Annotated in this window: 22 protein-coding genes; 14 read left to right on the forward strand and 8 right to left on the reverse strand. The window is 49.7% G+C overall.

Translation table 11 applies throughout. From position 1 onward, the window contains the following. Nucleotides 1-138: 138 nt before the first annotated feature. Together BUB30_RS15280 and BUB30_RS15285 are read left to right on the forward strand one after the other, a co-directional pair. Nucleotides 139-1,683: an arylsulfatase gene (locus BUB30_RS15280; RefSeq protein ID WP_073135633.1), complete on the forward strand. Its 1,545-nt coding sequence runs from the start codon at nucleotides 139-141 to the stop codon at nucleotides 1,681-1,683. Between the two features lie 192 nt (nucleotides 1,684-1,875). Further along, nucleotides 1,876-2,295, forward strand: coding sequence for a VOC family protein (locus BUB30_RS15285; protein WP_143164941.1), 420 nt, complete (start codon nucleotides 1,876-1,878; stop codon nucleotides 2,293-2,295). A gap of 11 nt (nucleotides 2,296-2,306) precedes the next feature. Here BUB30_RS15285 and BUB30_RS15290 read toward each other — a convergent pair whose 3' ends face one another. Continuing rightward, entirely contained in the window at nucleotides 2,307-3,221 is a 915-nt protein-coding gene (locus tag BUB30_RS15290; RefSeq protein ID WP_073135637.1) for a hypothetical protein, read from the reverse strand. 13 nt (nucleotides 3,222-3,234) lie between these two features. Next, complete coding sequence (locus tag BUB30_RS15295) at nucleotides 3,235-3,678, reverse strand: MarR family winged helix-turn-helix transcriptional regulator (RefSeq protein WP_178377121.1); 444 nt, start codon at nucleotides 3,676-3,678, stop codon at nucleotides 3,235-3,237. A 374-nt stretch (nucleotides 3,679-4,052) separates the two neighbouring features. Here BUB30_RS15295 and BUB30_RS15300 point away from each other — a divergent pair, with 374 nt between their 5' ends. Continuing rightward, on the forward strand, nucleotides 4,053-5,990 hold the full coding sequence (locus BUB30_RS15300) for a PAS domain-containing sensor histidine kinase (RefSeq protein ID WP_073135641.1): 1,938 nt from the start codon (nucleotides 4,053-4,055) through the stop codon (nucleotides 5,988-5,990). A gap of 46 nt (nucleotides 5,991-6,036) precedes the next feature. Continuing rightward, nucleotides 6,037-6,678, forward strand: a complete 642-nt coding sequence (locus tag BUB30_RS15305) for an MEDS domain-containing protein (RefSeq protein WP_073135643.1) — start codon at nucleotides 6,037-6,039, stop codon at nucleotides 6,676-6,678. Nucleotides 6,679-6,708: 30 nt separating this feature from the next. Here the strand turns inward: BUB30_RS15305 and BUB30_RS15310 are convergent, their stop codons facing one another. The 3 genes from BUB30_RS15310 to BUB30_RS15320 all read right to left on the reverse strand — a co-directional run bounded on the left by BUB30_RS15310 (nucleotide 6,709) and on the right by BUB30_RS15320 (nucleotide 9,938). Continuing rightward, complete coding sequence (locus BUB30_RS15310) at nucleotides 6,709-7,557, reverse strand: hypothetical protein (RefSeq protein ID WP_073135645.1); 849 nt, start codon at nucleotides 7,555-7,557, stop codon at nucleotides 6,709-6,711. Between the two features lie 113 nt (nucleotides 7,558-7,670). Next, the gene (locus BUB30_RS15315; protein WP_073135647.1) at nucleotides 7,671-8,207 is read right to left on the reverse strand and encodes a DUF4136 domain-containing protein; all 537 of its coding nucleotides are present in this window, start codon (nucleotides 8,205-8,207) and stop codon (nucleotides 7,671-7,673) included. Nucleotides 8,208-8,498: 291 nt separating this feature from the next. Then, complete coding sequence (locus BUB30_RS15320) at nucleotides 8,499-9,938, reverse strand: carbohydrate porin (protein WP_221408725.1); 1,440 nt, start codon at nucleotides 9,936-9,938, stop codon at nucleotides 8,499-8,501. A 719-nt stretch (nucleotides 9,939-10,657) separates the two neighbouring features. Here BUB30_RS15320 and BUB30_RS15325 point away from each other — a divergent pair. The 9 genes from BUB30_RS15325 (at nucleotide 10,658) to BUB30_RS15360 (ending at nucleotide 17,804) form a co-directional block, all read left to right on the forward strand. Further along, complete coding sequence (locus tag BUB30_RS15325) at nucleotides 10,658-11,332, forward strand: YceI family protein (protein WP_084138149.1); 675 nt, start codon at nucleotides 10,658-10,660, stop codon at nucleotides 11,330-11,332. A 65-nt stretch (nucleotides 11,333-11,397) separates the two neighbouring features. Next, nucleotides 11,398-11,787: a hypothetical protein gene (locus BUB30_RS34880; RefSeq protein WP_143164942.1), complete on the forward strand. Its 390-nt coding sequence runs from the start codon at nucleotides 11,398-11,400 to the stop codon at nucleotides 11,785-11,787. Between the two features lie 25 nt (nucleotides 11,788-11,812). After that, nucleotides 11,813-12,724 carry a DUF5777 family beta-barrel protein gene (locus tag BUB30_RS15330; protein ID WP_084138150.1) on the forward strand — a complete coding sequence of 304 codons (912 nt, stop codon included), beginning with the start codon at nucleotides 11,813-11,815 and terminating at the stop codon, nucleotides 12,722-12,724. A 76-nt stretch (nucleotides 12,725-12,800) separates the two neighbouring features. Then, nucleotides 12,801-13,205 (forward strand): c-type cytochrome, encoded by a 405-nt coding sequence (locus BUB30_RS15335; RefSeq protein ID WP_073135651.1) that lies wholly within the window; start codon nucleotides 12,801-12,803, stop codon nucleotides 13,203-13,205. A 33-nt stretch (nucleotides 13,206-13,238) separates the two neighbouring features. Beyond that, on the forward strand, nucleotides 13,239-13,478 hold the full coding sequence (locus BUB30_RS15340; protein ID WP_073135653.1) for a hypothetical protein: 240 nt from the start codon (nucleotides 13,239-13,241) through the stop codon (nucleotides 13,476-13,478). Nucleotides 13,479-13,507: 29 nt separating this feature from the next. Further along, nucleotides 13,508-14,431, forward strand: a complete 924-nt coding sequence (locus BUB30_RS15345) for a 4Fe-4S dicluster domain-containing protein (protein WP_073135655.1) — start codon at nucleotides 13,508-13,510, stop codon at nucleotides 14,429-14,431. Continuing rightward, nucleotides 14,431-15,762, forward strand: a complete 1,332-nt coding sequence (gene nrfD, locus BUB30_RS15350) for an NrfD/PsrC family molybdoenzyme membrane anchor subunit (RefSeq protein WP_245804104.1) — start codon at nucleotides 14,431-14,433, stop codon at nucleotides 15,760-15,762. The genes BUB30_RS15345 and nrfD overlap by 1 nt, the downstream gene beginning before the upstream one ends. Further along, a complete protein-coding gene (locus tag BUB30_RS15355; RefSeq protein ID WP_073135657.1) occupies nucleotides 15,749-16,642 on the forward strand; it encodes a hypothetical protein in 894 nt (297 codons plus the stop codon). Before nrfD ends, BUB30_RS15355 begins: the two co-directional genes overlap by 14 nt. 49 nt (nucleotides 16,643-16,691) lie before the next feature. Then, entirely contained in the window at nucleotides 16,692-17,804 is a 1,113-nt protein-coding gene (locus tag BUB30_RS15360; protein WP_073135659.1) for a hypothetical protein, read from the forward strand. A gap of 63 nt (nucleotides 17,805-17,867) precedes the next feature. On the opposite strand, the gene BUB30_RS15365 is transcribed toward BUB30_RS15360, so the two are convergent. The 3 genes from BUB30_RS15365 to BUB30_RS15375 form a co-directional block, all read right to left on the reverse strand. After that, entirely contained in the window at nucleotides 17,868-18,362 is a 495-nt protein-coding gene (locus tag BUB30_RS15365) for a YybH family protein (RefSeq protein ID WP_073135662.1), read from the reverse strand. 129 nt (nucleotides 18,363-18,491) lie between these two features. After that, nucleotides 18,492-20,774 (reverse strand): ATP-binding protein, encoded by a 2,283-nt coding sequence (locus BUB30_RS15370; RefSeq protein WP_143164943.1) that lies wholly within the window; start codon nucleotides 20,772-20,774, stop codon nucleotides 18,492-18,494. Next, nucleotides 20,764-21,708 (reverse strand): polyphosphate kinase 2 family protein, encoded by a 945-nt coding sequence (locus tag BUB30_RS15375; protein WP_073135665.1) that lies wholly within the window; start codon nucleotides 21,706-21,708, stop codon nucleotides 20,764-20,766. The genes BUB30_RS15370 and BUB30_RS15375 overlap by 11 nt, the downstream gene beginning before the upstream one ends. A 199-nt stretch (nucleotides 21,709-21,907) precedes the next feature. Between BUB30_RS15375 and BUB30_RS15380 the strand changes: the two genes are divergently transcribed. Further along, nucleotides 21,908-22,480 carry a hypothetical protein gene (locus BUB30_RS15380; RefSeq protein ID WP_073135667.1) on the forward strand — a complete coding sequence of 191 codons (573 nt, stop codon included), beginning with the start codon at nucleotides 21,908-21,910 and terminating at the stop codon, nucleotides 22,478-22,480. The last annotated feature ends 191 nt before the right edge of the window (nucleotides 22,481-22,671 follow it).

Genomic DNA, 22,671 nt, shown 5'->3' on the forward strand with positions numbered 1-22,671 from the left:
GTTGACAAACCATTACCGGAAGGTGCGATCGTAGACGTCGACGTCTATAGGCGTGTAGGGCGATGCATTAGATTTGACTATTGACAAAACGTTGTCCATAGGCCTTCGCACTACAGTTTCCTAATTCAATATAAACCCATGAAAAAAAATAACTTTCTACTCACGGTACTGCTCCTGGCCGTTTCATGCTTTGCGCAGGCGCAGCAAAAGAAACCCAACATCCTGATCATTTGGGGAGACGACATTGGGCTTTGGAATGTCAGCGCCTATAACCAAGGCATGATGGGCTACAAGACGCCCAACATCGATCGCATCGCCAAGGAAGGTGCGCTCTTCACCGACTGGTATGGTCAACAAAGTTGCACCGCCGGACGGGCCTGTTTCATCACGGGACAAGTAGGTTTTAGAACAGGCTTGCTCAAGGTGGGACTTCCGGGTGCCAAGGAAGGGCTAAAGGCCAGAGATGTGACGATCGCCGATTTGTTGAAAGCCCAGGGATATAAGACCGGCCAGTTTGGCAAAAACCATTTGGGCGATCTCGATGAGCACTTGCCAACGGCCCATGGATTTGATGAATTCTTTGGATCGCTCTATCACCTCAACGCAGAAGAAGAACCCGAGAATCCCGACTATTATAAAGACCCGGCCATGATCAAGGAATTTGGTACACGCGGTGTCATTCACACGTGGGCCAATGCTGATGGCACCCAAAAGATCGAAAAGACCGGTCCGCTCACCAAAAAGAGAATGGAAACCATCGACGACGAGGTAACAAAAGAAGCCCTGCGGTTTATGGATGAATCGAAGAAGGCCGACAAGCCTTTTTTTCTCTGGTTCAACTCCACCCGTATGCACGTGTTCACCCACCTCAAAAAAGAAAGTGACGGCAAGACTGGGTTGGGCACTTACCCGGATGGTATGGTCGAACACGATGGTCATGTGGGAGAATTGCTGAATATGCTCAAACAACTTGGCCTGGAAGAAAACACCATCGTCATGTACTCCACCGACAACGGCGCAGAAGCCTTTACGTGGCCCGACGGCGGCACCACACCTTTCCGCGGTGAAAAGAACACGAACTGGGAAGGTGGCTATCGCGTGCCCACCGCCATTCGCTGGCCTGGCGTGATCAAACCGGGCACGGTGCTGAACGACATTTTTGCCCATGAAGACATGCTCCCAACATTATTGGCCGCGGCCGGTGTGCCCGACGTGAAGGAGCAGTTGCTGAAAGGAATGAAAGTGGGCGACAAAACTTTCAAGGTCCACCTGGATGGCTACAACATTACCGACGCCCTGGCCGGTAAGGCGCCAAGTCCCCGCAAAGAATTTTTTTACTTCAACGACGACGGTTCTCTCGTCGCCCTGCGCTACAACAACTGGAAAGTAGTCTTTGCCGAACAACGTGCGCATGGCATGGACGTCTGGCAAGACCCGTTTGTGCCCCTGCGATTGCCCAAAATATTCAACCTGCGCTCCGACCCTTTTGAAAGTGCAGACAACCACACGATGGGGTATGACAAATGGAGAGCGGACAGACTTTTTCTTTTGGTGCCCGCACAAAAATATGTGGCCAATTTCCTGACCACCTTCAAAGAGTTCCCCCCCAGCCAGAAGGTTGGAAGCTTTAGCCTGGACCAGGTTTTGCAAACCTTGCAAACGGCACCGAAGGCGGGCAACTGAGCCGATGCGTTGTAAACAAGGGCAGGCAACACGTTTCATTTTCGTGTTGCCTGTCTCGTTTTCAAACTATCACTTCCCCGCACAAATCCCGTCAAAGGTGGGATACCCGTCTGCGTTCGCTAAAAACTTTTTACGCTAACTTTAAGTCTACCGACTGACTCTCTAAAAAACTTGAGATCAAACTGACGTGCTATGTCCCAATCTCCTCAAATCATTACTCCCATGTTGTCGTACGAAGACGGCGTGGCAGCGATCGAATGGCTTTGTCGCGTGTTTCAATTCACAGAAAGAGCCCGGTGGCTGGATGATGCCGGCCGACTTTCGCACGGCGAGATCGCGATGGGCGACAGCCTGATCATGCTGGCATCGCCCACACCCGACTATCAAAGTCCCCATCACCATCGCGAAGTTTGCCAGCAGGCCGCTAAATGGAATGAGGTGCCCTATGTGATCGACGGCGTGTTGGTGATAGTGGACGATGTGGCGGCGCATTTTCAGCATGCGAAGATAAATGGAGCAACCCTGCTATCACCTCTCGAAACGGGTGGGCCTGGTACGCGGTACCGGGCTGAAGATCTCGAAGGGCATCGTTGGATGTTTATGTCGCGCTGACAGTCTTTTTTTTACGTCTGGGCTATGGGCTCTGCGGGCATGATCTTCCTTTCTGCAACCGATCGGTTTGTCACGTAAACGATCAATAGACCCCAGATAAAATTTGAAGAGAAGGTTTCAACAAAATGGGTCATGGCAATGTCCGCAGGCATATACGGGTTCGGGATAAAAAGCTGTATCGCCGGCAAGGCCGACAGTAATCCCATCAAGAGGTAGGGGAAGAATTTGTTTTGTCCCAGCAGCAACACCACCGGTATGGAAATGGCTACCCAGATCATGCCCCGCAAGACCTGGAAGAAATAGATCCCCTCGGAAAAAAAGCTTGGCAATTGCGTAAAAAAAGATTTCAGCTCGGTGGAATGCGAGTAGAAAAGACGCAGGTGTTCATTTTGCCAGGCAACGTAATAGCCAAAGATCTCATACAGGAAGGGATAGACAAGGACGCTCATCACCAGCATCGGAGCGACCATCCCACGCCAGTTGCGCACTTCCGGTTTAAAACGCATTTGCGTTTGCGTGGGCGCCAGCTTCCGGGTGAGCCACAGCCCGAACGCACCGGTGGCCGCCACCATGACCAATCCTGCCACGAGGATGCTGATCACCTGGCCCGGGGAAATGCCCAGGCTCGACGCAAAGAAAAACGTTTCCATTTGCATGAGAAAAAATTGCGTCCCGAATAAATACAGGAGTACAGCGACGCCTTTCGGCAAACCAACGAACGCGCGGGTTGACCAAAAGAAAATACTCCACAACAAAGCGTTGATCAGGCAAACCAACAAAACCGACATCCCGACCGAAGCAGGGTCTTCAACGGGTGGCGGTGCCGTTTGTGTGACGGCATTTCCGAGCACTGAACCCACCGACCAGGCAATGACCATGACCACGGTCATCGCGATCCATAAAAGAAAGAATTTTACTGTTTTCATAGACCATCCATTTTTAGCGTAAGGCGTGAACATTCTTTATCATTTTTTCAAGCAGGGCAATGCCCCGTGTTAAGTCTTTTTCAGGAAGATCCCCAACAACTTTCTGATACAACTTTCCCGACACCCCGACGGCCTTCTTTTGAATGGCTTCTCCCTTCGCCGTCAGGTAGATCAGTTTCCCGCGGTTGTCGCGCGGGTCGCTCGTCCGGGAGATCAGTTTGTTCCGCACCATATTGGAAATGATCCGGGTGATCGTTGTCTTATCGCGACCGAGCAGTGTTCCGATCTCCTTTTGATTGATCCCGTTCTGATAAAACAAGATCACCAGGATGGAGAATTGTTCGATCGTCACGGGAATCTTGTTTGTTTTAAAAGCCTTTGTCAAGGCCTGGTGAAACCCATGGACAAAGTCGCCACAGAGAAAAATGATATTCGTTTGAAGAGATTGCGGCGTCACTTTCAAATTAGTTGTATATGCAACCAATATCGAAAACACAAAACAATTTTGCAACGCTTTTCAAGGATATAAGCCTGCCGTCTGCTAACCAAATGACCACGAGCCCCAAACCTCCCACCCTTTGCGGGAGAAAATCTGCCCGGACAGAAGGGACGCGTGTGTTTCGACGAGCCTCCATAAACGGGTAATTCGCCAGACAAGCGTAGAATTAATTCCACAGTACCCGGACGGTTGTGTTGCCGTCTTGCTCTCTGCCCCCTCCCCCAGCCCCTTCCCCAAAACCTCATTTCCTGGTATGGTTTTAAGGGTTGGCAAGAATTGTCGGGGTATTCGCGCTTTTATCCATATGTCCACATTGAAAATTTCCAGATGTCATGCGTTCTGAATTATCTGCCTATACTGAGTTGCACTCCCGCGAAATCAGTGCGCTGCAAAATCTCATTGACTCCATCCCAGCCCTGGTTGCCCGTGTCGACTGCAACATGACACTGGAGTATCACAACAAGCACTTTGGCACATGGTTCCCGCGGTCGAATGAACCTTCCTGCACCAGCTTTCATACAGCGATTGGAAAAGAAGCGTTTGATCAAGTACAGAAACACCTGGGCGGGATCTTGTCTGGCAGGGATGCTTGTTTTAGCATCTCGTTTTCCCGCGAGGGCGCGTACCGCTACATGGATGTGATCCTGACGCCCGAGTTTGATGCTCAACACCACGTGAGCGGCTTCATTTTTCATGGCACCGATGTCACCGAAAAGATGAGTGTCGAGCACGATCTCCGCGACTATTTTGAAAATGCCAATATCGGCTTGCATTGGGTGAACGCCGAAGGGGTGATCATCCGCGCCAACCCTGCTGAGCTGAAGATGCTCGGCTACGAAGAACATGAATATGTGGGCCAACCCGTTGCCAGGTTTCATAAAAACCAGCAGGTTGTCCAGGAGATTTTGACGCGCCTGAAAAACCGGGAAGTGCTTTCGCATCATGAAGCTGAACTGATCTGTAAAGATGGATCGACGCGGTATGTAGCCATTAACTCGAGCGTGTTATGGGAGGGTGACCGGTTTATTCACTCACGCTGTTTCACCATCGACATCACCGCACAAAAACTCGCCGCGCAGGCCACGCTCGACAGTGAAGTGCGCTTTAAGACCATGGCCAACCTGGTGCCCCTGATCATCTGGACCACCAACGAAAATGGTTTGTGCACTTTCCTGAACATCAAATGGAAAGAACTGACCGGCGAGAATGTTGAAGATGGTTTGGGCAATCTTTGGCTTGACGTCATCCATCCCGACGACCGCCAGAATATCGAGATCGCGTGGACGAAGTCCGTTTCAGAACGCAAGGTTTTCGAAGCGAAATTTCGCGTGCGCAACGACAAGGGCGGCTATGTGGTGGGTTATGCCAATTCGCTTCCCCGGTTCGACTCCAACCATACCTTCATTGGCTATACTGGGATCATTCAGGACGTTACCACCCAAGAACAAATAAAAACCTCCCTGGAAAGAATGGTCCTGGACCGCACCGCGGATCTGCGAAAGAAAAATCTTGAACTGGAAGACGCCGAGCAAGCCCTTAAGGCAAAGAATCTTGAACTGGAAAAAACAAATGGGGAATTGTCATCCTTCGCCCACGTAGCCAGCCACGATTTGCAGGAGCCCTTGCGCAAAATTCAAACGTTCACCGCCAGAGTCATGCAGTCCGACGGTGACAAACTTTCTTCGACTGGGCAGGATCTCATGACCCGGGTTCGAACCTCCGCGAGCCGGATGCGCGATCTTATCCAGGATATTCTCTCGTATTCAAAGGCCGACAAGACCGACGATAAGGTTGAACCAACGGATCTTAATGAGATCCTCACCGATGTCATTCGCGAGTTCGAAGTAAAGATCGAAGAAACCGGGGCGGTCATTGAGAACACGGGACTTCCTGTGTTGCGCGTTGTTCCCTTCCTGTTTCACCAATTGTTTTTAAATCTCGTCAGCAATGGGTTGAAGTTTTCAAAAAGAAATTGTGCGCCTTATATTCTCTTTCAATCTCAGCTAACAACGGCCGATTTTGTTCCGGGCATGCAAGGCCCTCAAAATTTCCACCACATTTCCGTGTCCGACAACGGGATCGGGTTCGAGGCGCAGCAGGCTGAAAAGATCTTCGAAATATTTAACCGCCTTCATGGCCGGCGGGATTTCGAAGGGACGGGAATCGGACTGGCCATCTGCAAAAAGGTTGTCGAGCGACACGGCGGAAAAATGACCGCCGAAGGCGAAGTGGACAAAGGCGCAACGTTTCATATTTACTTACCGGCTTAAAAATAAATCACATTCATCTACCCTAACTACTAAACCTAATTACCCTATGAAATCCCTCCACACAGACAGCGATTGGACAAAATCATCAGGCACCGTGTTTTGGGCTGAAATCGCACCCTATGAACATGTCGTTCAAATTTACGATCATGATGACACTTTCTTAAACACGCTCTTTGCCTTTGTCACCGACGGCATACGATCCGATGATTGTGTCATCGTCATTGCCACAAAACCGCATTTGGAGTCTTTACATGAACGCCTGTATGAATCGGGTTTCAGCCTCGAGGACTTAGCCGCTAAGAATTTGTATATGCCGCTAGACGCAGAAGTCGCGCTGTCGAAGTTTATGGTGAATGACTGGCCCGATGCAACGCTGTTCCTGGACCTGGTTTCCGGTTTGATCTCGAAGGCTAAAAAAGACAATCGCCGGGTTAGAGCGTTCGGCGAAATGGTGGCGATACTTTGGGCCAGGGAACAGGTTGGGGCTACGGTGCGGCTTGAACAATTGTGGAACAGCTTCTGCGAATCACAGGCCTTCTGTTTGTTCTGTGCTTATCCCCAAAGCGGATTTACCCAGGATGCCGTTGATTCCGTCATGCACATTTGCAGTGCCCACTCAAAAATGATCAGGACCGGAAACGATAAGGGCTTGAACGATATTTATTACAAGTCGATGGGGATCGCCTGAAGCGCCGGTATGTCTCACTTCGCGCGCTTCTCACGGACAGGTGTATGAAAACGTCTGATTAAAAGTATACTCTCCATTTTTATTTTTGTTGGTATTGGTGCGCACCAACGGGAAGCCCTGGTCATTGTAGGTGTAGGTCATCGTCCGGCTAAAGAAGTTGTCGCCGGTGCCAAAGGAGTAGTCGAGAGGGTTGTTGTTGCTCAATGCGGTCAGCACAGGTTCGGGGTCGTAGTTATCCCAGGCGAAATTGTTCATTAAAAATTTCCACATGGGCATCGATGCGTATGGGGTTGGCTTGTCATCATAGGCGGTAGCCGTGATGCTGGCCGTCCCGGTCACTGGACCCTCCACCCATACATATTGCAACTCCGTGACGTTGTTTTTGTCGTTGTAAGAAATCGTCAGCTCCCACTCTCCATCGCCCACCCACATGGTTTTCTCGCGTATTTTTGAAATCCGGGATTTAGCGTCATAAGAGAAAAAATACTGCTTGTAGTCAGCCATGACAATTCCCTCCGGGTCGGTGGCCGAAATGTGCGCCACGTTGGGTAGCGTTTTCAAAGAAAGGTCGGCATCATAGCGCATAACCGATTTGGCAACCCCGGCGCCATTAACAACGCTATCGTAGTTCACCTTCAGGGTGGATACTTCCATACCCGTTGATCCATATTTCGTGATCTTCAACGGCATGCCTTTGCTATCGTACTCATATTTCCAGGAGGCCGCATTACCGGACAGTGCCGTGGTTTCATTTTGTATAACGCACTGCGTATTCACTCCAACCGGTGACGGCGTGATACTTTTCTCACATCCCAATAAGAGTGTGAGACTCAAAGCCGCGAAAAGTAGTGCGCGTCTTTTTTGCCATTCTTTTTTCATGGGTCTCTTTGTGTTGATTGTTCAACAAAGGAGACCACGATCCGGCTGTCAATCAATAACCCATTTGGGTCATACCTTGATCCAGGGACACGGTAGGGCTGGGTTGGTCGCGTTTATTTCGCCGCTGCCTTCGGATACTTTGTGAAAATCGCCGCTACAGCCGACTTGATGTTTGCTTCCTTGCGCTCAGGCGATACGTGCTCGTCCAGCGTTTTTGTGCCTCGACCCTGCCATACGATTTTCTCGGTGGTCTTGTCGATCGCGTTAATGAAGAGCGTGCCTTTCGTGAAGGTGTTGTAGTCGATGTAGGTCGTGCCGCCTCCCCAACCGTAGCCATAGCCCCAACGACCATAGCCGCCGGTGTTGGTGGCCGTGGCGGTCATTTCTTCCTCGGTCTTCACAAAAACATCGACCAGTGCGTCGGGCGTTTCCGACTTCGTGAAACCGCGCTTGGCCAGTTCGGCCTCTACCGCGGCCAGGATCCGGTCGCGATCGAGTTGTTGGATTTCGGGGAGCTTGGCGGCGTGTTCGGTGAGCGTGTAGGTTTTGTACTTCGAAAAGTCGGCCGTTTTATCATAGTCAAAACTCGTGGTCACCGACGAACAGGCGACGACCGCCAACAGGAACAGGAGGCAGTAGAAAGTTTTCATAGGGTTTATTTTTTTGTTTCGGTATTTTCTTTGAGGGATAGCATCGGATAACCCTCGCCGTTTCGATGTAAAGCATCAAACCGCGGTTTCGCCCAAGGCCAACAATTGTGCCAACGCCCATCCAAATCCGAAGTGTGGAATTTTCGCAGAAAACCGATTTGCAGATGATGTCGACGTCCCACTGGCACAGCGTAGCACAGGCGTTGCTCACGAAATATCGTGAGCGGCGACGAAATATCGTGAGCGAAATTGCGGAAAGCCCCCCCTGTCGGTTCATTTCATGTGCCTGTCTCACCACAGCCACCACTCTGTTTTCACACCGAAATAATGGCCCCATCGCTTGCTGCCGGTTTGCGCGAGGTAAGGCGAGTACAGGTGATCCGCCGCAAATTTATTGTAGTGCGCCACACTGTAGACCAGCCTGAAATGGGGACGGCTCCAGACATCCCGCTTGCCATTCGGAACAACCGTTGGCGCGATACTGAATTTAATCATCTGCGCCGGATCCTGGGTCCCATCTTTTCGGGAAGAGAAATCCAGTTCATGTAACAAATGGAACCAATCTTTAATGTACCATGTGCCCCGGGCCCCAATCGCGAAATCGATTTTTCGGTTAAACACGGGTCGCCCCTGGTAATCGAGTGTTGTGTTCAGGCTATCGCTGGCGCCCTTGCTCTTTGTGAAAATGCCATAGGCATTCAGGGAATAGCGGGGGCTCACATTCCACAAAATACTTTCCGTGATCGCCATGGACCATGCTTTTCGAAAGCGTTGTGTTTCCAGGTTGGGACCGCCATACGTCAGGAAAGTTTTGCTGGCACCACCATCGCCACCATTGGCTATGCCCGTGCCGAAGCGAACACTCATATCGAAAAAAGAACCCGGCAAACGTGTAGAGAGATTCTGCTTGTACTTGGCACCCAACACGTATCCATAGTCAGCAGGATAATTCAGGCTGGTTGTGGTGTCCGACAGCGTACCGTTTGCCAGCCGGTGATACTCGGCCAGGAACTTGAGATACCCATTTTTCACAGGGAGAATGTGCTCCAAAATATAAACGGCCCGATTGCGCAATCCGAGCACGGGCGTGCCGTTGACGATGTTCAGGTAAAAGTAAGGCGGCAGTGTCGACGCCGTATCCACGGCGGTGGGAAACATCACCGAGAATTGTGTCTGCTTGTATTGTATGCCAAACCCTTGCGCGCTATGATCATCAAAATAAAAGTGATCGATGATGTGAATGTCGTCGCCCCGAAAAAAACGCGCGCCAACCCAAACCGTCCAGGGGCTGCCGCGGATGTTTTTTGCTTCGGCAAAAAGTTCGGGTAATGCCGTGGTAATGCCACCGTATGATTTGCTGGTAACGTTGCCAATGATCTGGCCTTGCGTGGTATAAAAAGCAAAACGCGCCTGGACGGTGATGTGGGTTGTGTCGGAAGCTGCCCCCACCGGCGCAAAATGAAGTGCCGTGGCCAATTCAAAGTAGTCCACTTCTTCCATGCGCCCTCCTATGGACCCCATCCCATTGAGGTTGAGCGGCCGGGGGTACTGAATGTTGTCACCCCTGGCGATGCCCACCCTCCCATAGCTTCCGATGGAAAAGTGTTTATTCGTCACTACCGGTACTTGTGCACGGAGGCAAAAGATCACGCCCGGTAACATGACACCCAGAAGATAAACGCTCTTTCGAATAACGCTTACGGTTCTGCCGGATGTGCTGACGTTCATCATGATCGCTACATTATAAAGGAGGATTCAGCAAGCCCATTTTTTCAACGTTACAGCGTTGCATTTTTTTTGTTTGATTTTCGGATATCCCGACTTCACACCAGGGTTGTAGAAGCCGTTTCAATTCGCGCGTATGATTTGACTGACTGCCGGGACAACACGATCAACGAAAACGTTTTCTTTTTTTGGTTCATCTCTCCGCAGACGTCCATCGCGTCTTCCCCAATACCGCTTCATATTATTTTAGCTTCAGAAACGTGCAGATAATTTCAGTAATGACGAAATGCGACTAGCCGGTAATCGAGCGAACGCCGCGAGCCCTTCGAAACAAATTAAATGTATAGAATTATCAAACCCTGATCTTGTTTGCCCCTGATTTAACCGTGAAATGCACACCATGTAACCGTTAAACGGCACTACGGTTGTGACCCGCTTTCGAAAAAATATACATTTATTGATCGTTACACAGAGTCACATGGGGGCCATTTTATGCCCTGTCTCGGTCTCGCAAAAATGCCGGCACAAGGCAAAGCGCCCAATCCAAAAAAGTTGTGTTATAAATAGTTTCCGGGAACTGCTCTTCGAACGATCTCACGCGGAGAGGAATTGTAGGGTAAAATGTTTTGCTCGTCAAAATCATTGCCAGCTGTCGATCATTATCTCCAGTCCTTGTCGACAAAACTTGATGTGAACCAAAATTCAGTACTTCAAAAAAGAAACTTATGAGTTTACTTAGACGGAGACTTCTGACGGCCATTTTACTAGTGGCCGGCTATTGTGGCTACATTGCCGCCTGTACCCACGAAGATGAGTTGTTAACCAGCCAGGGACCTAATATCGAACGTGGCGACGAAAAAGTTTCCCTGGAAAGCACCAATACTTCCTTCGACAAAGCACACTCCAACGTCCAATGGGCATCCGCCTATCTCGGGGCCACCTCTTTGTTGACGGGTCGTTTTGACAATTTTGGTTTTGACACGTTCAACTTTGACGAATCCAATGCCGCGGGAATTAGTTTCTCGGCCTGGGTATGGCTGAATTCCGTAAACACCAGCGAACCCGGCCGCGACGACGGATGTCTTCTCCAGACCTTTGGAACATCCGGGAATCTCACCACCGAAGATGAAAACCTCGCCATCATCACCAGCAAGAAAGTGGAGTTGAGCACGACCGATAAAGGGTACAACGTTACGGCGGATCTAACATTCCACGGCGTCACGAAAGAAGTGACCTGCAAAATGAACTACGATGGCAAGACCGCGTCGGGCGGAAATGACGTCTATGGGTTCAGTCTTCAATTCCAATTTCTTGCTAAAACCGATTTCCTGATCGAGTCCAGCAATGTTGGTGACAATGCTGATGTGAAGTGTAATGCCGTATTCCGGGTGGCTAACTGATCCATTCGACAGCATTTTTCATTCGCCAAACTACAATTGTGAACAGTATCTAAAATCGAAACAAGATGCGTCGAACATTACTCACCAGTCTGTTTATCATCGCCTTCGTTGGGGTGTGTTCAGTAGGATGCTATAAAGATGTCATCAGCCCCGGATCCGACCCCAACGGCCCTCCGCAATTTGTAAGTTTCAGCGGAGATCTTATCCCGCTCTTTAACGCACATTGCAATAGCACGGGCTGCCACGATGCAGGACCTGCTCACGCGCCTTCGCTTGTCCCGGAAAAAGCATACAACGCGATCATCTCCGGTGGTTATGTAAATACGGCGGTGCCAAACTCCAGCAAGCTTTACACGGTCGTGCAGACCGGCTCGATGCCTCCTACGGGAGCGCTACCGGCCAACAATGCGCAGTTGATCCTGGATTGGGTCAGAAATGGAGCACCCAATAACTAAGTATTGAACCCGCAACATGCAACGTATGAAGGCTTCCATCCTAAACCAAAAAATAAAAGTCCCGGGTTTGATCTCGCTCGCGCTGATCCTGTTGTTATGGAACCCCGTTTATAGCCAGGAGGATTCTGTCGCCGCCCCGACGGCCAAGGCTTCAAAGCCTGTAAAAAATATGTTTTCGGGCATATGGTTGATCGACAACCAGAGCGCCATGGTGCCCATCAAGGGAACTTTTGAATTTGACATCCTTCACCGGTTTGGCGTGGTCAACAATGGATATGAAGATTTCTTCGGTCTGTTTGCCTCTTCGAACATCCGCCTGGGCTTCAACTACAGCCCTATTGATCGTCTTTACGTCGGCTTCGGGCTGACGAAATACAAAATGTTATGGGACGTCAATGCCAAATATGCCATTTTTCAACAAACGAGCGACGGACGATGGCCGGTGAGTATTACCTACTACGGGAATGCTGCCATCGACACACGTTCAGAAGAATTTTTTGTTCATTTTTCAGACCGGCTGAGCTACTTCAATCAAATCATCATTGCCCGCAAGATCACCCCGAAATTTTCCGCGCAGATCGCCCCGAGCCTCTCCCACACCAACGTGGTGAACGGCTACTATAGCGAACCGGGCGTCGTGAGTCCGGAAAGAAAGCACGACCACTTTGCCGTGGCGATCTCCGGAAGGTATAAACTGACCGAGACACTTTCCGTATTGGCAAATTATGATCAGCCGATCACAAAGCATAAGTCGGGAAATCCACATCCCAACCTCTCTTTTGGGTTGGATGTGACCACGAGTTCGCACTCGTTCCAACTCTTCTTTGGCAACTACTATTTCCTGTCGCCACAACAAAACAACATGTATAACGCCAACGACTATACGAAAGGGCAATACCTTATTGGATTCAACATCACAAGACTCTGGAATTTCTGACCTCCTGCAGGCTTCCTGCGGACCAAGGAAACGACTGAATTTAGAACACTAACGCATCACATTAAAACATACCACTATGAAATTAAAACTTTCAACCCTATCCTACCTGGTACCCAGCGTACTTTTAATTTTTGGATTCTCTGCATCCCTTGCTCAACAACCTTGGGTTGCGCCGGAGAAGGTTGCCAAAATGGCTAACCCGGTAAAATCCGACGCCGAGTCGCTCGACAACGGCAAATCGTTGTGGGTGACACACTGCCAGTCCTGTCATGGAAAAAAAGGAAAAGGTGATGGAAGTAAAGCGGCGCAATTAAAGACCCCTGTCGGCGATTTTACTTCGGCGGATTTTCAAAAGCAATCCGACGGTTCGATCTTCTACAAAACCAGTGAGGGCAGAACGGATATGCCGAGTTTCAAAAAGAAGATCCCGGACGCAGACGACATTTGGAGCCTGGTGAACTACATCCGCACATTGAAGTAATCGTCTTTTGAAGATGAACGAGAAACACCTGCCATGAAAGTCGCAAAGGATAGGATCAAAAACGGCCGAAGAAGATTGTTCTATTGGGCAGCCGGAATGCTGTCGACCCTTGTTTTTTGGCGCGTTTACAAAAAGGTGAAAAAGGAAAATGAACCGGTCAGAATGCTAACGGAGGATGGCCAGTTGGTGGAGGTGGATCCCCGCTATTTCACCAGCAAGGGACGAAAGATAAAAGCAAACGAACTTCACACCTGGATCAAGCGCAAAAAATAAGTGTTTGCAAGAACAAAAAAACGTGAGCCGTGGAAAACAACGTGACCAGTAGAAGAAACTTTCTCGCCACCGGGCTGGCCGCCGCCGCAGGATGTGCCAATTGCTCTTGCGGAAAGAGTCATACGCATGAAGCGCAGGACATCCAGCCGACCGGGGAGAAAGTGAAATTGCTGTCGGTAGATGGCGAAGTGATCGAAGTGGATCGCGCTTTTCTGAAACCGGTCCCGGATCTGCCAAAAGTCAGCAACGACATCGAACGCCGCGGGATCGAGGGAAAGAAGTTTGTGATGGTCATCGATCTGTCCCGGTGCAAGAACGTTGGTGCGTGCAAGGAAGCCTGCAATCATGCACACAGCCTGCATCCGGATCACAACTGGATCAAGATCGACGCGATGCAGGACGCCGAAGAAAGTGCACCCTACTGGCAACCCACCACGTGCATGCACTGCGACAACCCGCCTTGTGTAAAAGTTTGTCCCGTCGATGCCACGTTCAAACGGCAAGATGGCATTGTGTTGATCGATAGCGATCGCTGCATTGGTTGTCGTTTCTGTATGGCCGCCTGTCCCTATTCCACGCGAGTGTTCAATTGGGGAGATCCCCAGGTGCCCGAACCCCTGGCCAGTGAGCCGTATTCCTGCGAGACGAGCACGCCGCAAAAAATTGGAACGGTTGGCAAATGTGATTTCTGTCCCGACATGGCCAGAAAAGGCGAGCTGCCGCATTGCGTATCCGCTTGCCCCAATGGCGTCTTTTTCTTTGGCGATATGAATGAAGACAGTGTGACCAACGGCGCGGAAACATTCCGGTTTAGCGAATTGGTACGCGATAAGGCCGGCTACCGGCTCATGGAAGACCTGGGTACCAAACCCAGTGTCTACTATCTCCCGCCTGTGAATCGCAATTTCCCATTTGAACCCAAGAGCGAAAACAAAGAACCCACGGTGACCTGATGGACGACACGATGAGTCAAGTATCCACTACCAGCGCTGATAAGATCATTGCTGATCTCTATCCCAGGAAATTCGGAACTGCCGGCCGGATCTGGACGCTCGTATTGTTGGTCATCTGCGCCATCGGGGCATATGCCTACTACCGGCAGCTTCGCTATGGCCTGGAAGTAACCGCCATGAGAGACTATGCCTCCTGGGGTATTTACATTTCAAATTTTGTGTTCTTTGTCGCCATCAGTCTTGTCGGTTCCCTGATCACGGCCATCCTGAGACTCTCCAATGCCCGGTGGAGCACACCGCTCACGAGAATTGCAGAAATTATAGCGGTCTCTGCGATTGTGTTTGCTTCCATCATCATCATCGTCGATATGGGTAGGCCGGAAAGATTCATGAACATCTTTCTTCACCTGCGCATTCAATCGCCGATCATTTGGGATGTCGTGGTGATCTCGACCTACTTTGTGATCAGTCTGCTCTTGTTGTACTTACCGCTCCTTCCCGATCTGCAGATCCTAACCACCGACCCGGAAAAAAATTCAGGCTTTCAGAACAAGCTCTATCGATTGCTGGGTTCGTTCTGGAGAGGAACCCAAGAACAACTCCGGATCTGCAACCGCTCGATCTACATTCTGTGCATTACCATCATTCCCGTGGCGTTCACCATTCACACCGTGACATCCTGGCTGTTCGCCACCACGTTCCGCCCGGGCTGGGACAGCACAAACTTCGGAGCCTACTTCATATCGGGCGCATTCCTGGTTGGCGGCGGCGCGGTGTTGGTCGCCATGTATCTCTTCCGCAGATCGTATCACCTGGAGAATTATATCACTACCGACCTCTTTGACAAAATGGGAAAGATCGTGGTCATGCTGGCTTTGCTTTACCTGTATTTTAATGTCAACGAATATCTCGTACCGGCTTTCAAAATGAAGAAGCCGGAAGAAATCCACCTCCATGAGTTGTTTGCCGGAAAGTATGCGCTGATCTTCTGGTTCGCCATCCTGGTGGGAATGATCTTTCCATTGATCATGCTGCTCTTCCGGAAAGGCCGGGAGCCGTTTCCTGCTTTCGTGGCGGGTGTCATGGTCGTTGTCGGTGCGTGGTTCAAGCGTTACCTCATCGTCACCCCAACCCTGCTGCATCCTTTCCTTCCCATTACAGATGTTCCCGAGTCGTATCGGCGTTACTTTCCTTCGTGGGAGGAATGGGCCATTACGATGGGATCGCTGGCCGGTGCCTTGCTGATCATCACTTTTTTTGCCAGGCTGTTCCCGATCATACCCATTTACGAAACGGTAACCGAAAGAAGTGAGACCCATGAAAACCTATAGAGCGCTTAGAAACGTGTTACTATTGATTTGCTGTCCACTCCTGATCGCGGCCCAGGAGAATACCGCAAAAAAAGAGGAGCGTCAATCGCTGATCTATCTCCGTTATTATGTCATCAACAACCGGGTGCCCTATCTTCAGGTTCAGACAAAAAATAAACTTGGCCGGGCTTTCCTGCCGCAGGCAAACGTATCTGTGAAAATTTACCTGAATCACGATGCTGACGCCGAGTCACTCATGGGCCAGGTGGTGACCAATGAAAAAGGCGTCGCCACCCTTGGGCTGCCGGCCTCGTTGGCAGGCAAATGGAAGGAAAAATCCAATCCCACATTTTTCGCGCATACCGATTCTTCAGCCGATTTCAACGCCACACAGGAGGAACTTTCGATGATCAAATCATTTCTGGAGGTTGACACGGCAAATGAAGGGGGTGCACGGATCTTGAAGGCGCGTCTTTTCAAATACGAAAATAATTCGCGGGTGCCCATGGCTGAGGTAGATGTCCGGCTGGCGGTGAAACGATTGGGGGGCTATCTCAACATTGGTGAAGAAGAATCCTATACAACCGATTCTACCGGCAGCGCTCAAGGTGAATTTAACCGAACGGATCTCCCGGGCGACACGCTTGGAAACCTCGACGTCGTAGCCCTGGTGGATGACAACGATGAAGTGGGCACGCTTGAAACGCAGATGAAAGTACCTTGGGGCGCGCCGGGTAAGTTTGAAAGCAATTTTAACGATCGATCACTCTATGCAACCGGAAACAAAGCCCCGCTCTGGCTAATGGTCATGGCCTATGGCTGTATTGCAGGCGTATGGTCGGTGATTATTTATCTCATCACCAGGATCATTAAAATGAAGCGCATGGCAAGAAGCATTTAAAACTACGTACGATAAACCGACAGAAATTTCATTTTACGACCGCATTTATATGAAAAAGATCATCTTATCCTGCTGGGTAGTGGCCCTGAGTTTGCTCACGCTACCCGCCATTGCCCAAACCGAACGCGACTCGACATTATTGGGCTTGCCGGGCGACAACCTGGATCTTTATGCGGTGCTGGATCTTTTCCAAAAATCAAAGACCATCGAAGATTTTGAAAAGTCATTGAATCTTGAAAAAACGGGAATCAATAATCTCGATCTGGATTTGGACAATAAAGTCGATTTCATCAAGGTGGAGACCAAGAAGGACGGCGATAATTTTACGTTTATTCTCCAGGTGGCGGTCAGTAAAACAGAAACACAGGATGTCGCCGTGATATTGGTAACGAAGGATGAAAAGAAAAAGATCTCGATGCAGATTGTAGGCGATGAAGACCTGTATGGCAAAAACTATATCGTTGACCTAAAAGAATCCAAAACCCCGGCCGTCACTGCCAACCCTGCCTACACGGGGCCGGACACCGTTGTTGTGAAGAGCGCTCCTGCAAAGTCTACCGTTGTCGTGGTCGAATCTGCGCCAATCGTACAATATGTTTATTCCCCTGCCTATGTTCCGTATTATCCGCCGTATCACTATGGATACTATCCTCCCTATTTTGCGGCCTTTTCCGTGATGGCCATCGGTATTTACATCGGCAGTCATTCTTACTACCACGGAGGTTATGGGTATCATGGCAATACCACCGTCATTCACAACACCAACAATTTTAACAATTACAATAATAATTCCAGGAACCGGTCGAATACCGTGAACCACAACAAGGCAAACGGCGATTATAACCGGCGTGACAATGCATCGAACCGTACAGCGAACCGGGCGTCGACACGTCCGTCCGGCGGAGCATCAACACGTCCATCCACCCGTCCATCCACGGGAGCGTCGACGCGTCAGTCGCCTGCCGTCCGGCAATCCGCGGGAGTGTCTGATCGTCAGTCCTCCAACTTTTCTTCTCCGTCCAGGTCGAGTTCAAGCGGGGCATCCCGTTATAATAGCGGCTCCCGGAGCAGTGGTGGTTTTAGCGGAGGTGGAGGTGGAGGTTTTGGTGGAGGGGGTTCCAGGGGGGGTGGTGGCTCCAGGGGTGGTGGCAGAAGACGTTAGCCGATCGCTGCCGTTTGAAACTTCGTGCGATGGATCTGAGCGGATGGTTACATCGCGAAGGTCTTATTCCAGCGGCATATCCGAAGCACTCATATCGCGCACAACTACATATTCGCCGTTTCTTCTTTCAAACAGAACCATATAATTCCCCGTGTTAATCGCGACACTCGTGGAGTCCGACAATTTGTAATAGCCGATCTCAACCACCTGGTTGCCATCCGATGACACAAAAACCTCGTTGGTGACAAATGAAATCTTATTGCCCTTGGAAGAAGCGTCAAGGCCGGCTTTCAAAAATTCTACGATGGCCAGCTTGCCTACCAGGGGTGGTTTGTTCTGAGAAAAGGACGTTGCATCGTCGGCATAGTAGCCGATGTTACGCAGTTCTCCGGCATTGTACAATTCTGCAAATTGGTTTTCCTTGGCTTGGATCTCTTTTTTTATTTGCTCCTTGTCAACGGCAGGTGCAGCCGCGGGTTCTTCCTTCTTCGGCCCGCAGGCGATCATTAAAAATATCGAACTCGATAAAAGCGCAGACTCGATTATTTTTTGTTTCATAACTATTGCTGTTAATGATTCATCGGCATGGAATACGTATAGAAGTTATGCATTAAAATCGAATACTCATGGGTTTGGCGTTTCTTTTTTTGTGCACGATGAGTAAGGTTTTGGCTATTGAAAATCATGTTAAGCAGACCTATGTCCTTTCGGTCCATCGGGTCTACCCATCCCGTTTACCGGCAGGTAAATAACGAACTCCGCACCCTTTCCCTCCTTGCTAAATACCTGCAACGATCCCCCATGATTGTTGATGATCCCCAAGCTGATCGACAAACCGAGACCCGTGCCCTTACCCACTTCCTTCGTGGTGAAGAATGGGTCCATGATATTCCCCAGGACCTTGTCGGGGATCCCGATGCCGTTGTCGGAAAAACTTATTTTTAGTTTACCCTCCTGCAACGTGGTCGTTATCCTCAACTTCCGTTGCCCCTCGGATTTTCGCAACGCATAAACAGCGTTGTCGATGATGTTGAGAAAAACCTGGCTGAGTTGAACGGGGCTCGCAGAAACCAGGGGCACGTGGCCATAAGCTTTTGTGACTTGGATTTGCGCATCTTTGATCTTGCTGTTCATGATCGTCAAAGCCGCCTCCAGGGTATCGTGAATATCAACTTCTTCCCTGCTGTCGTGCTGCGGAGCCGAGAAATACAGGAGGCTGTCGATAATTCGATTGATCCGATGAACACCATTCTTCACCGTGTCCAAAAGATCTCCAATATTTTTTTCAGACGCTTCCAAATCCGTTTCCCGTCCGGACGGATTTTTCGCCAACACTTTTAAATCCTGGATCTCATCGCCAACCGCCTCTACGCCACCCAAAATAAAATTCAATGGGTTATTGATCTCATGCGCAATGCCGGCCGTGAGCTGACCAAGCGAAGCCATTTTCTCCGACTGCACCAGCTGCGCCTGGGCAACCTTCAGGTTCTCCAATGAGCCCACCAGTTCTTTTTCATGTTTTTCAATGACCTCATTCTTCGCCATGAGCTGCGCATTTGACAACTGCTTATTCCGGTACGCTGTATAGATGATCGTCACCAGGACAACAAAGGCAAGGACGGAGGCGATCAACACTTGGCTGAGCAAACTGCTGCGGCCGGCCTCCAATGCCAAAATTTCATTCCTGGCCTGGAGCAATTCTATCTCCGTGTCCCGTTTTTCAATTTCCTGTTTTGCAGCATCCCGCTTGACGTTGGCAATTTCGTTTTGATGATCCACCGAATCCTTCTCCCGTGCCAATGTCCTCAAGACCACAAACGCATCCTCGAACTTTCCCTGTGCCCTTGAAAGCTCTGCCCTCACTTCATAGTAGGTGAATCTGAACCTGTTTTCCTTGCTATGCGGCAACAAGCTTTTTGCAGAATCCAGGTACAGCTCCGCCTCGCGGTATCGCTTCATCAACGTCAGGATCTTTCCCATTGAAACGGCTGAGTTGCAAGCATCCGACCACTCCTTCGATTCTTTCGAGATCGAAAGCTCATGGCGGGTTTCTTCGAGCGCTTTTTCCAAATAACCGAGTTTCAAATACAGTTTCCCGCGGCTTCCACTCGCAATTCCTTCCCACACTTTCATGTTTAAGATCCGCGAGAGGTCCACCACTTTTTTATACCACTCCAACGCTTCATCATAGTCCCCCCTGGAAAAGTAGCAAAGCCCCACGGTGTTGTGGGCGCTGATGAACTCTGTTGTGTCCTGGTGATCGGGCTGGCTGACATTTTTGAAAAGATCGATCGCTTCCTTTGATACCTGCATCGCTGAATCAAATTTGTTCTCCCGATAATAGATCATGGAAAGAAAATAGGTGGTCGAGAACAGCAACTTGTCCTTGTTCAATTGCTTGAGCAAGGCTATCGATTCAATTGTTTTCTTCTCCGCCTCGGGCAATAAATCGATGTTGAAATAAAAATGCGCTATGTGCAAAACAACCCAGGCCTTCGTAGCCGCATTTTCTGATTGCGAAAGAACATATGAGATCTTAAAATTCCCAAAAGCTTCCGCCAGTTTTCCATGATCAAGGCAAAGTTGCCCCACGTTGCTGTAGGCTTTTGCAACGGCTTCGTTGCTGTCTGTTTTCTTTGCTATTTCCACGACGTGTCTGGCCTGCAGAATACCATCGTCAGGGGGCAAACCAAATTCATGCAAATACAATTTTCGCAGCAATGCATCGAGGCTGTCGTTTTTCAACGTCCTGAGTCTCTGTTCCAGTTGGGCATCACTCATTTGCTGTCCACAGACGGTTGATGGGCCGGCGATCGCTATCCAGAATAAAAAAAAGCATATGGACTGCCGGGGTGAGATCATGGGGGACTGCTTCGCATGCAGTTCATCTAAATTACGAATTTCCCCGGTGCCGCCCATGCACCATAACAACCCGGACTCCACCGTGCCGGTGGCCGATCTATTCCGCAAGCAATGCTTTTTTTATCCCGTTTAGTTCCTCTATTTTTTCTTTGCTCACCTTCGGATATTCCAGCTTCATTTTGTCCAAGGCATGAATGATGGCCGAGGCAACGGCAATGCGCGCATAGGCTTTGTTGTCGGCGGGCACAACATACCAGGGCGAATCTTCCGTGGAGGTGTGTTGGATCATCTCCTCATAAGCATGCATGTAGTCATCCCAATAGCTGCGCTCGCGTGCATCGCTGGCGCTGAATTTCCAATTCTTGTCCGGATCGTCCACCCGTTCGATGAACCTTTTTTTCTGTTCGTCTTTTGAAACGTTGAGAAAGATCTTGATGATGATGGTTCCGTTCCGGGTCAGGTATTTTTCAAAATTACGAATGTCTTTAAAGCGGCTTTTCCAAATGTCGTCCGTCACCAGCTTCGGGGGAAGTTTTTGTGATTTTAAGATTTGTTCATGAACCCTCACCACCAAAACTTCTTCATAATAGGAGCGATTGAAAATGCCGATGCGTCCCCGCTCCGGCAAATGTTTTTGGCAACGCCAGAGAAAATCGTGATCGAGGTCTTCGGCGCTGGGTGCCTTAAACGAAGACACCTGGCAACCCTGCGGGTTCACGCCCGACATCACATGTTTGATCGCGCCGTCTTTCCCGGCAGCATCCATAGCTTGAAAGATCACCAGCAACGACCATTTGTCCTGCGCGTACAATGTCTCTTGCAAAGCGGCGAGGGCATCCACGCCCAATTGCAGGGCTTGCTTGGTCAGGGGTTTGTCGCTGGCATCAAGATCAATGCTCGGTTTTGTGCTGTATTCCTTCAGCTTGAATTTTTCTCCGTCACCAACACGATATTGTTTGGAAAAGGTTTTGGCGCTCCTGATCAAATCTTTTTTGTTCAAGGTGTTCAGGTTCTCCAGTTTGGCAGTTGTTTCTTCTTTCATAGGTGTTAGGCATTAAGACACGCGCCGGCATTCGTCGATCGACGATGGCCCGGTGACATACTAAAATACCGAATTTAAGCCGCCAGCCTCCATGAGTTTAACCGTTACATGGGCGTTTTTTTTACCGTTAAATCCCTGGCAAAGGAAAATCCGCGCCCGAGAATTTGATACATTTAGTTCTACCGTCACGGCCATTCATATGCAGCCCTTTCAGGAAACCCTAAAAAAATACCTCGATACATTTTCACGCCAGGAAATGTATTTCCTGAGCGACAACCGAAATCTCGAGTTGTTTCAAAACATCCCATCGAACACAAAGGCCGAGGACATCCTGACGAAAATCAGCGCCATCAATGACCCTGACGTCAGTAACCATGGGATCATAAACGATATGGTGGCGCACATTCTCAAGCTTGCTATTGACGAGCGTTTGAAAAAAGGTGATCTATCTTTGGTAGAAGCCATAGCCACTGCTAACTTTCAGGGCAAACCCTATCACTTGCTCCATTTCGCTTCGGTGTATTGCAATTTTCACCGGCCGGATGTGTTCCCCATTTATAGCGAGCAACACCTCGAGTTTTACAAACAATACATCAAGACAAATCAGCTTCCGCTCGATCCTGAAAAATTAGATACGTACGATGTGTTCTCAAAAGTGCTCAACGATCTGATCAAACGGCTTGGACTGACCGGAAAAATGAACTACCTGCATATCCGGAAGTTCGGATGGCTTTATGCTGAAAATGTTTTGAAGGAATCGAGCGACCGGTAAAAAAAACCATCTCGCATCGTGCGGTTCATGATGTGATAAAAAATACAGGGCGAACATCGTTAACTGTACAACACCCACCGCTATGACCGACAGCCGTTGTTGGCGTTCCGCCAACAACATTTTTCAGCAAAGACCAATCATTGAAAAAAAGGGAGCACATCACCGTTATGCGCGTTCCCTGCTGTGAGCTC

The sequence above is a fragment of the Chryseolinea serpens genome, assembly GCF_900129725.1.
Taxonomy (GTDB): domain Bacteria; phylum Bacteroidota; class Bacteroidia; order Cytophagales; family Cyclobacteriaceae; genus Chryseolinea; species Chryseolinea serpens.

Bases quoted from the DNA above. Each gene is read 5' to 3' on its own strand.
- BUB30_RS15360 (WP_073135659.1), top strand. From the start codon at position 16,692: ATGAAAAAGATCATCTTATCCTGCTGGGTAGTGGCCCTGAGTTTGCTC.
- BUB30_RS15280 (WP_073135633.1), top strand. From the start codon at position 139: ATGAAAAAAAATAACTTTCTACTCACGGTACTGCTCCTGGCCGTTTCA.
- BUB30_RS15335 (WP_073135651.1), top strand. From the start codon at position 12,801: ATGAAATTAAAACTTTCAACCCTATCCTACCTGGTACCCAGCGTACTT.
- nrfD (WP_245804104.1), top strand. From the start codon at position 14,431: ATGGACGACACGATGAGTCAAGTATCCACTACCAGCGCTGATAAGATC.
- BUB30_RS34880 (WP_143164942.1), top strand. From the start codon at position 11,398: ATGCGTCGAACATTACTCACCAGTCTGTTTATCATCGCCTTCGTTGGG.
- BUB30_RS15300 (WP_073135641.1), top strand. From the start codon at position 4,053: ATGCGTTCTGAATTATCTGCCTATACTGAGTTGCACTCCCGCGAAATC.
- BUB30_RS15290 (WP_073135637.1), bottom strand. From the start codon at position 3,221: ATGAAAACAGTAAAATTCTTTCTTTTATGGATCGCGATGACCGTGGTC.
- BUB30_RS15330 (WP_084138150.1), top strand. From the start codon at position 11,813: ATGAAGGCTTCCATCCTAAACCAAAAAATAAAAGTCCCGGGTTTGATC.
- BUB30_RS15325 (WP_084138149.1), top strand. From the start codon at position 10,658: ATGAGTTTACTTAGACGGAGACTTCTGACGGCCATTTTACTAGTGGCC.
- BUB30_RS15355 (WP_073135657.1), top strand. From the start codon at position 15,749: ATGAAAACCTATAGAGCGCTTAGAAACGTGTTACTATTGATTTGCTGT.
- BUB30_RS15375 (WP_073135665.1), bottom strand. From the start codon at position 21,708: ATGAAAGAAGAAACAACTGCCAAACTGGAGAACCTGAACACCTTGAAC.
- BUB30_RS15340 (WP_073135653.1), top strand. From the start codon at position 13,239: ATGAAAGTCGCAAAGGATAGGATCAAAAACGGCCGAAGAAGATTGTTC.
- BUB30_RS15365 (WP_073135662.1), bottom strand. From the start codon at position 18,362: ATGAAACAAAAAATAATCGAGTCTGCGCTTTTATCGAGTTCGATATTT.
- BUB30_RS15305 (WP_073135643.1), top strand. From the start codon at position 6,037: ATGAAATCCCTCCACACAGACAGCGATTGGACAAAATCATCAGGCACC.
- BUB30_RS15310 (WP_073135645.1), bottom strand. From the start codon at position 7,557: ATGAAAAAAGAATGGCAAAAAAGACGCGCACTACTTTTCGCGGCTTTG.
- BUB30_RS15380 (WP_073135667.1), top strand. From the start codon at position 21,908: ATGCAGCCCTTTCAGGAAACCCTAAAAAAATACCTCGATACATTTTCA.
- BUB30_RS15315 (WP_073135647.1), bottom strand. From the start codon at position 8,207: ATGAAAACTTTCTACTGCCTCCTGTTCCTGTTGGCGGTCGTCGCCTGT.
- BUB30_RS15320 (WP_221408725.1), bottom strand. From the start codon at position 9,938: ATGATGAACGTCAGCACATCCGGCAGAACCGTAAGCGTTATTCGAAAG.
- BUB30_RS15285 (WP_143164941.1), top strand. From the start codon at position 1,876: ATGTCCCAATCTCCTCAAATCATTACTCCCATGTTGTCGTACGAAGAC.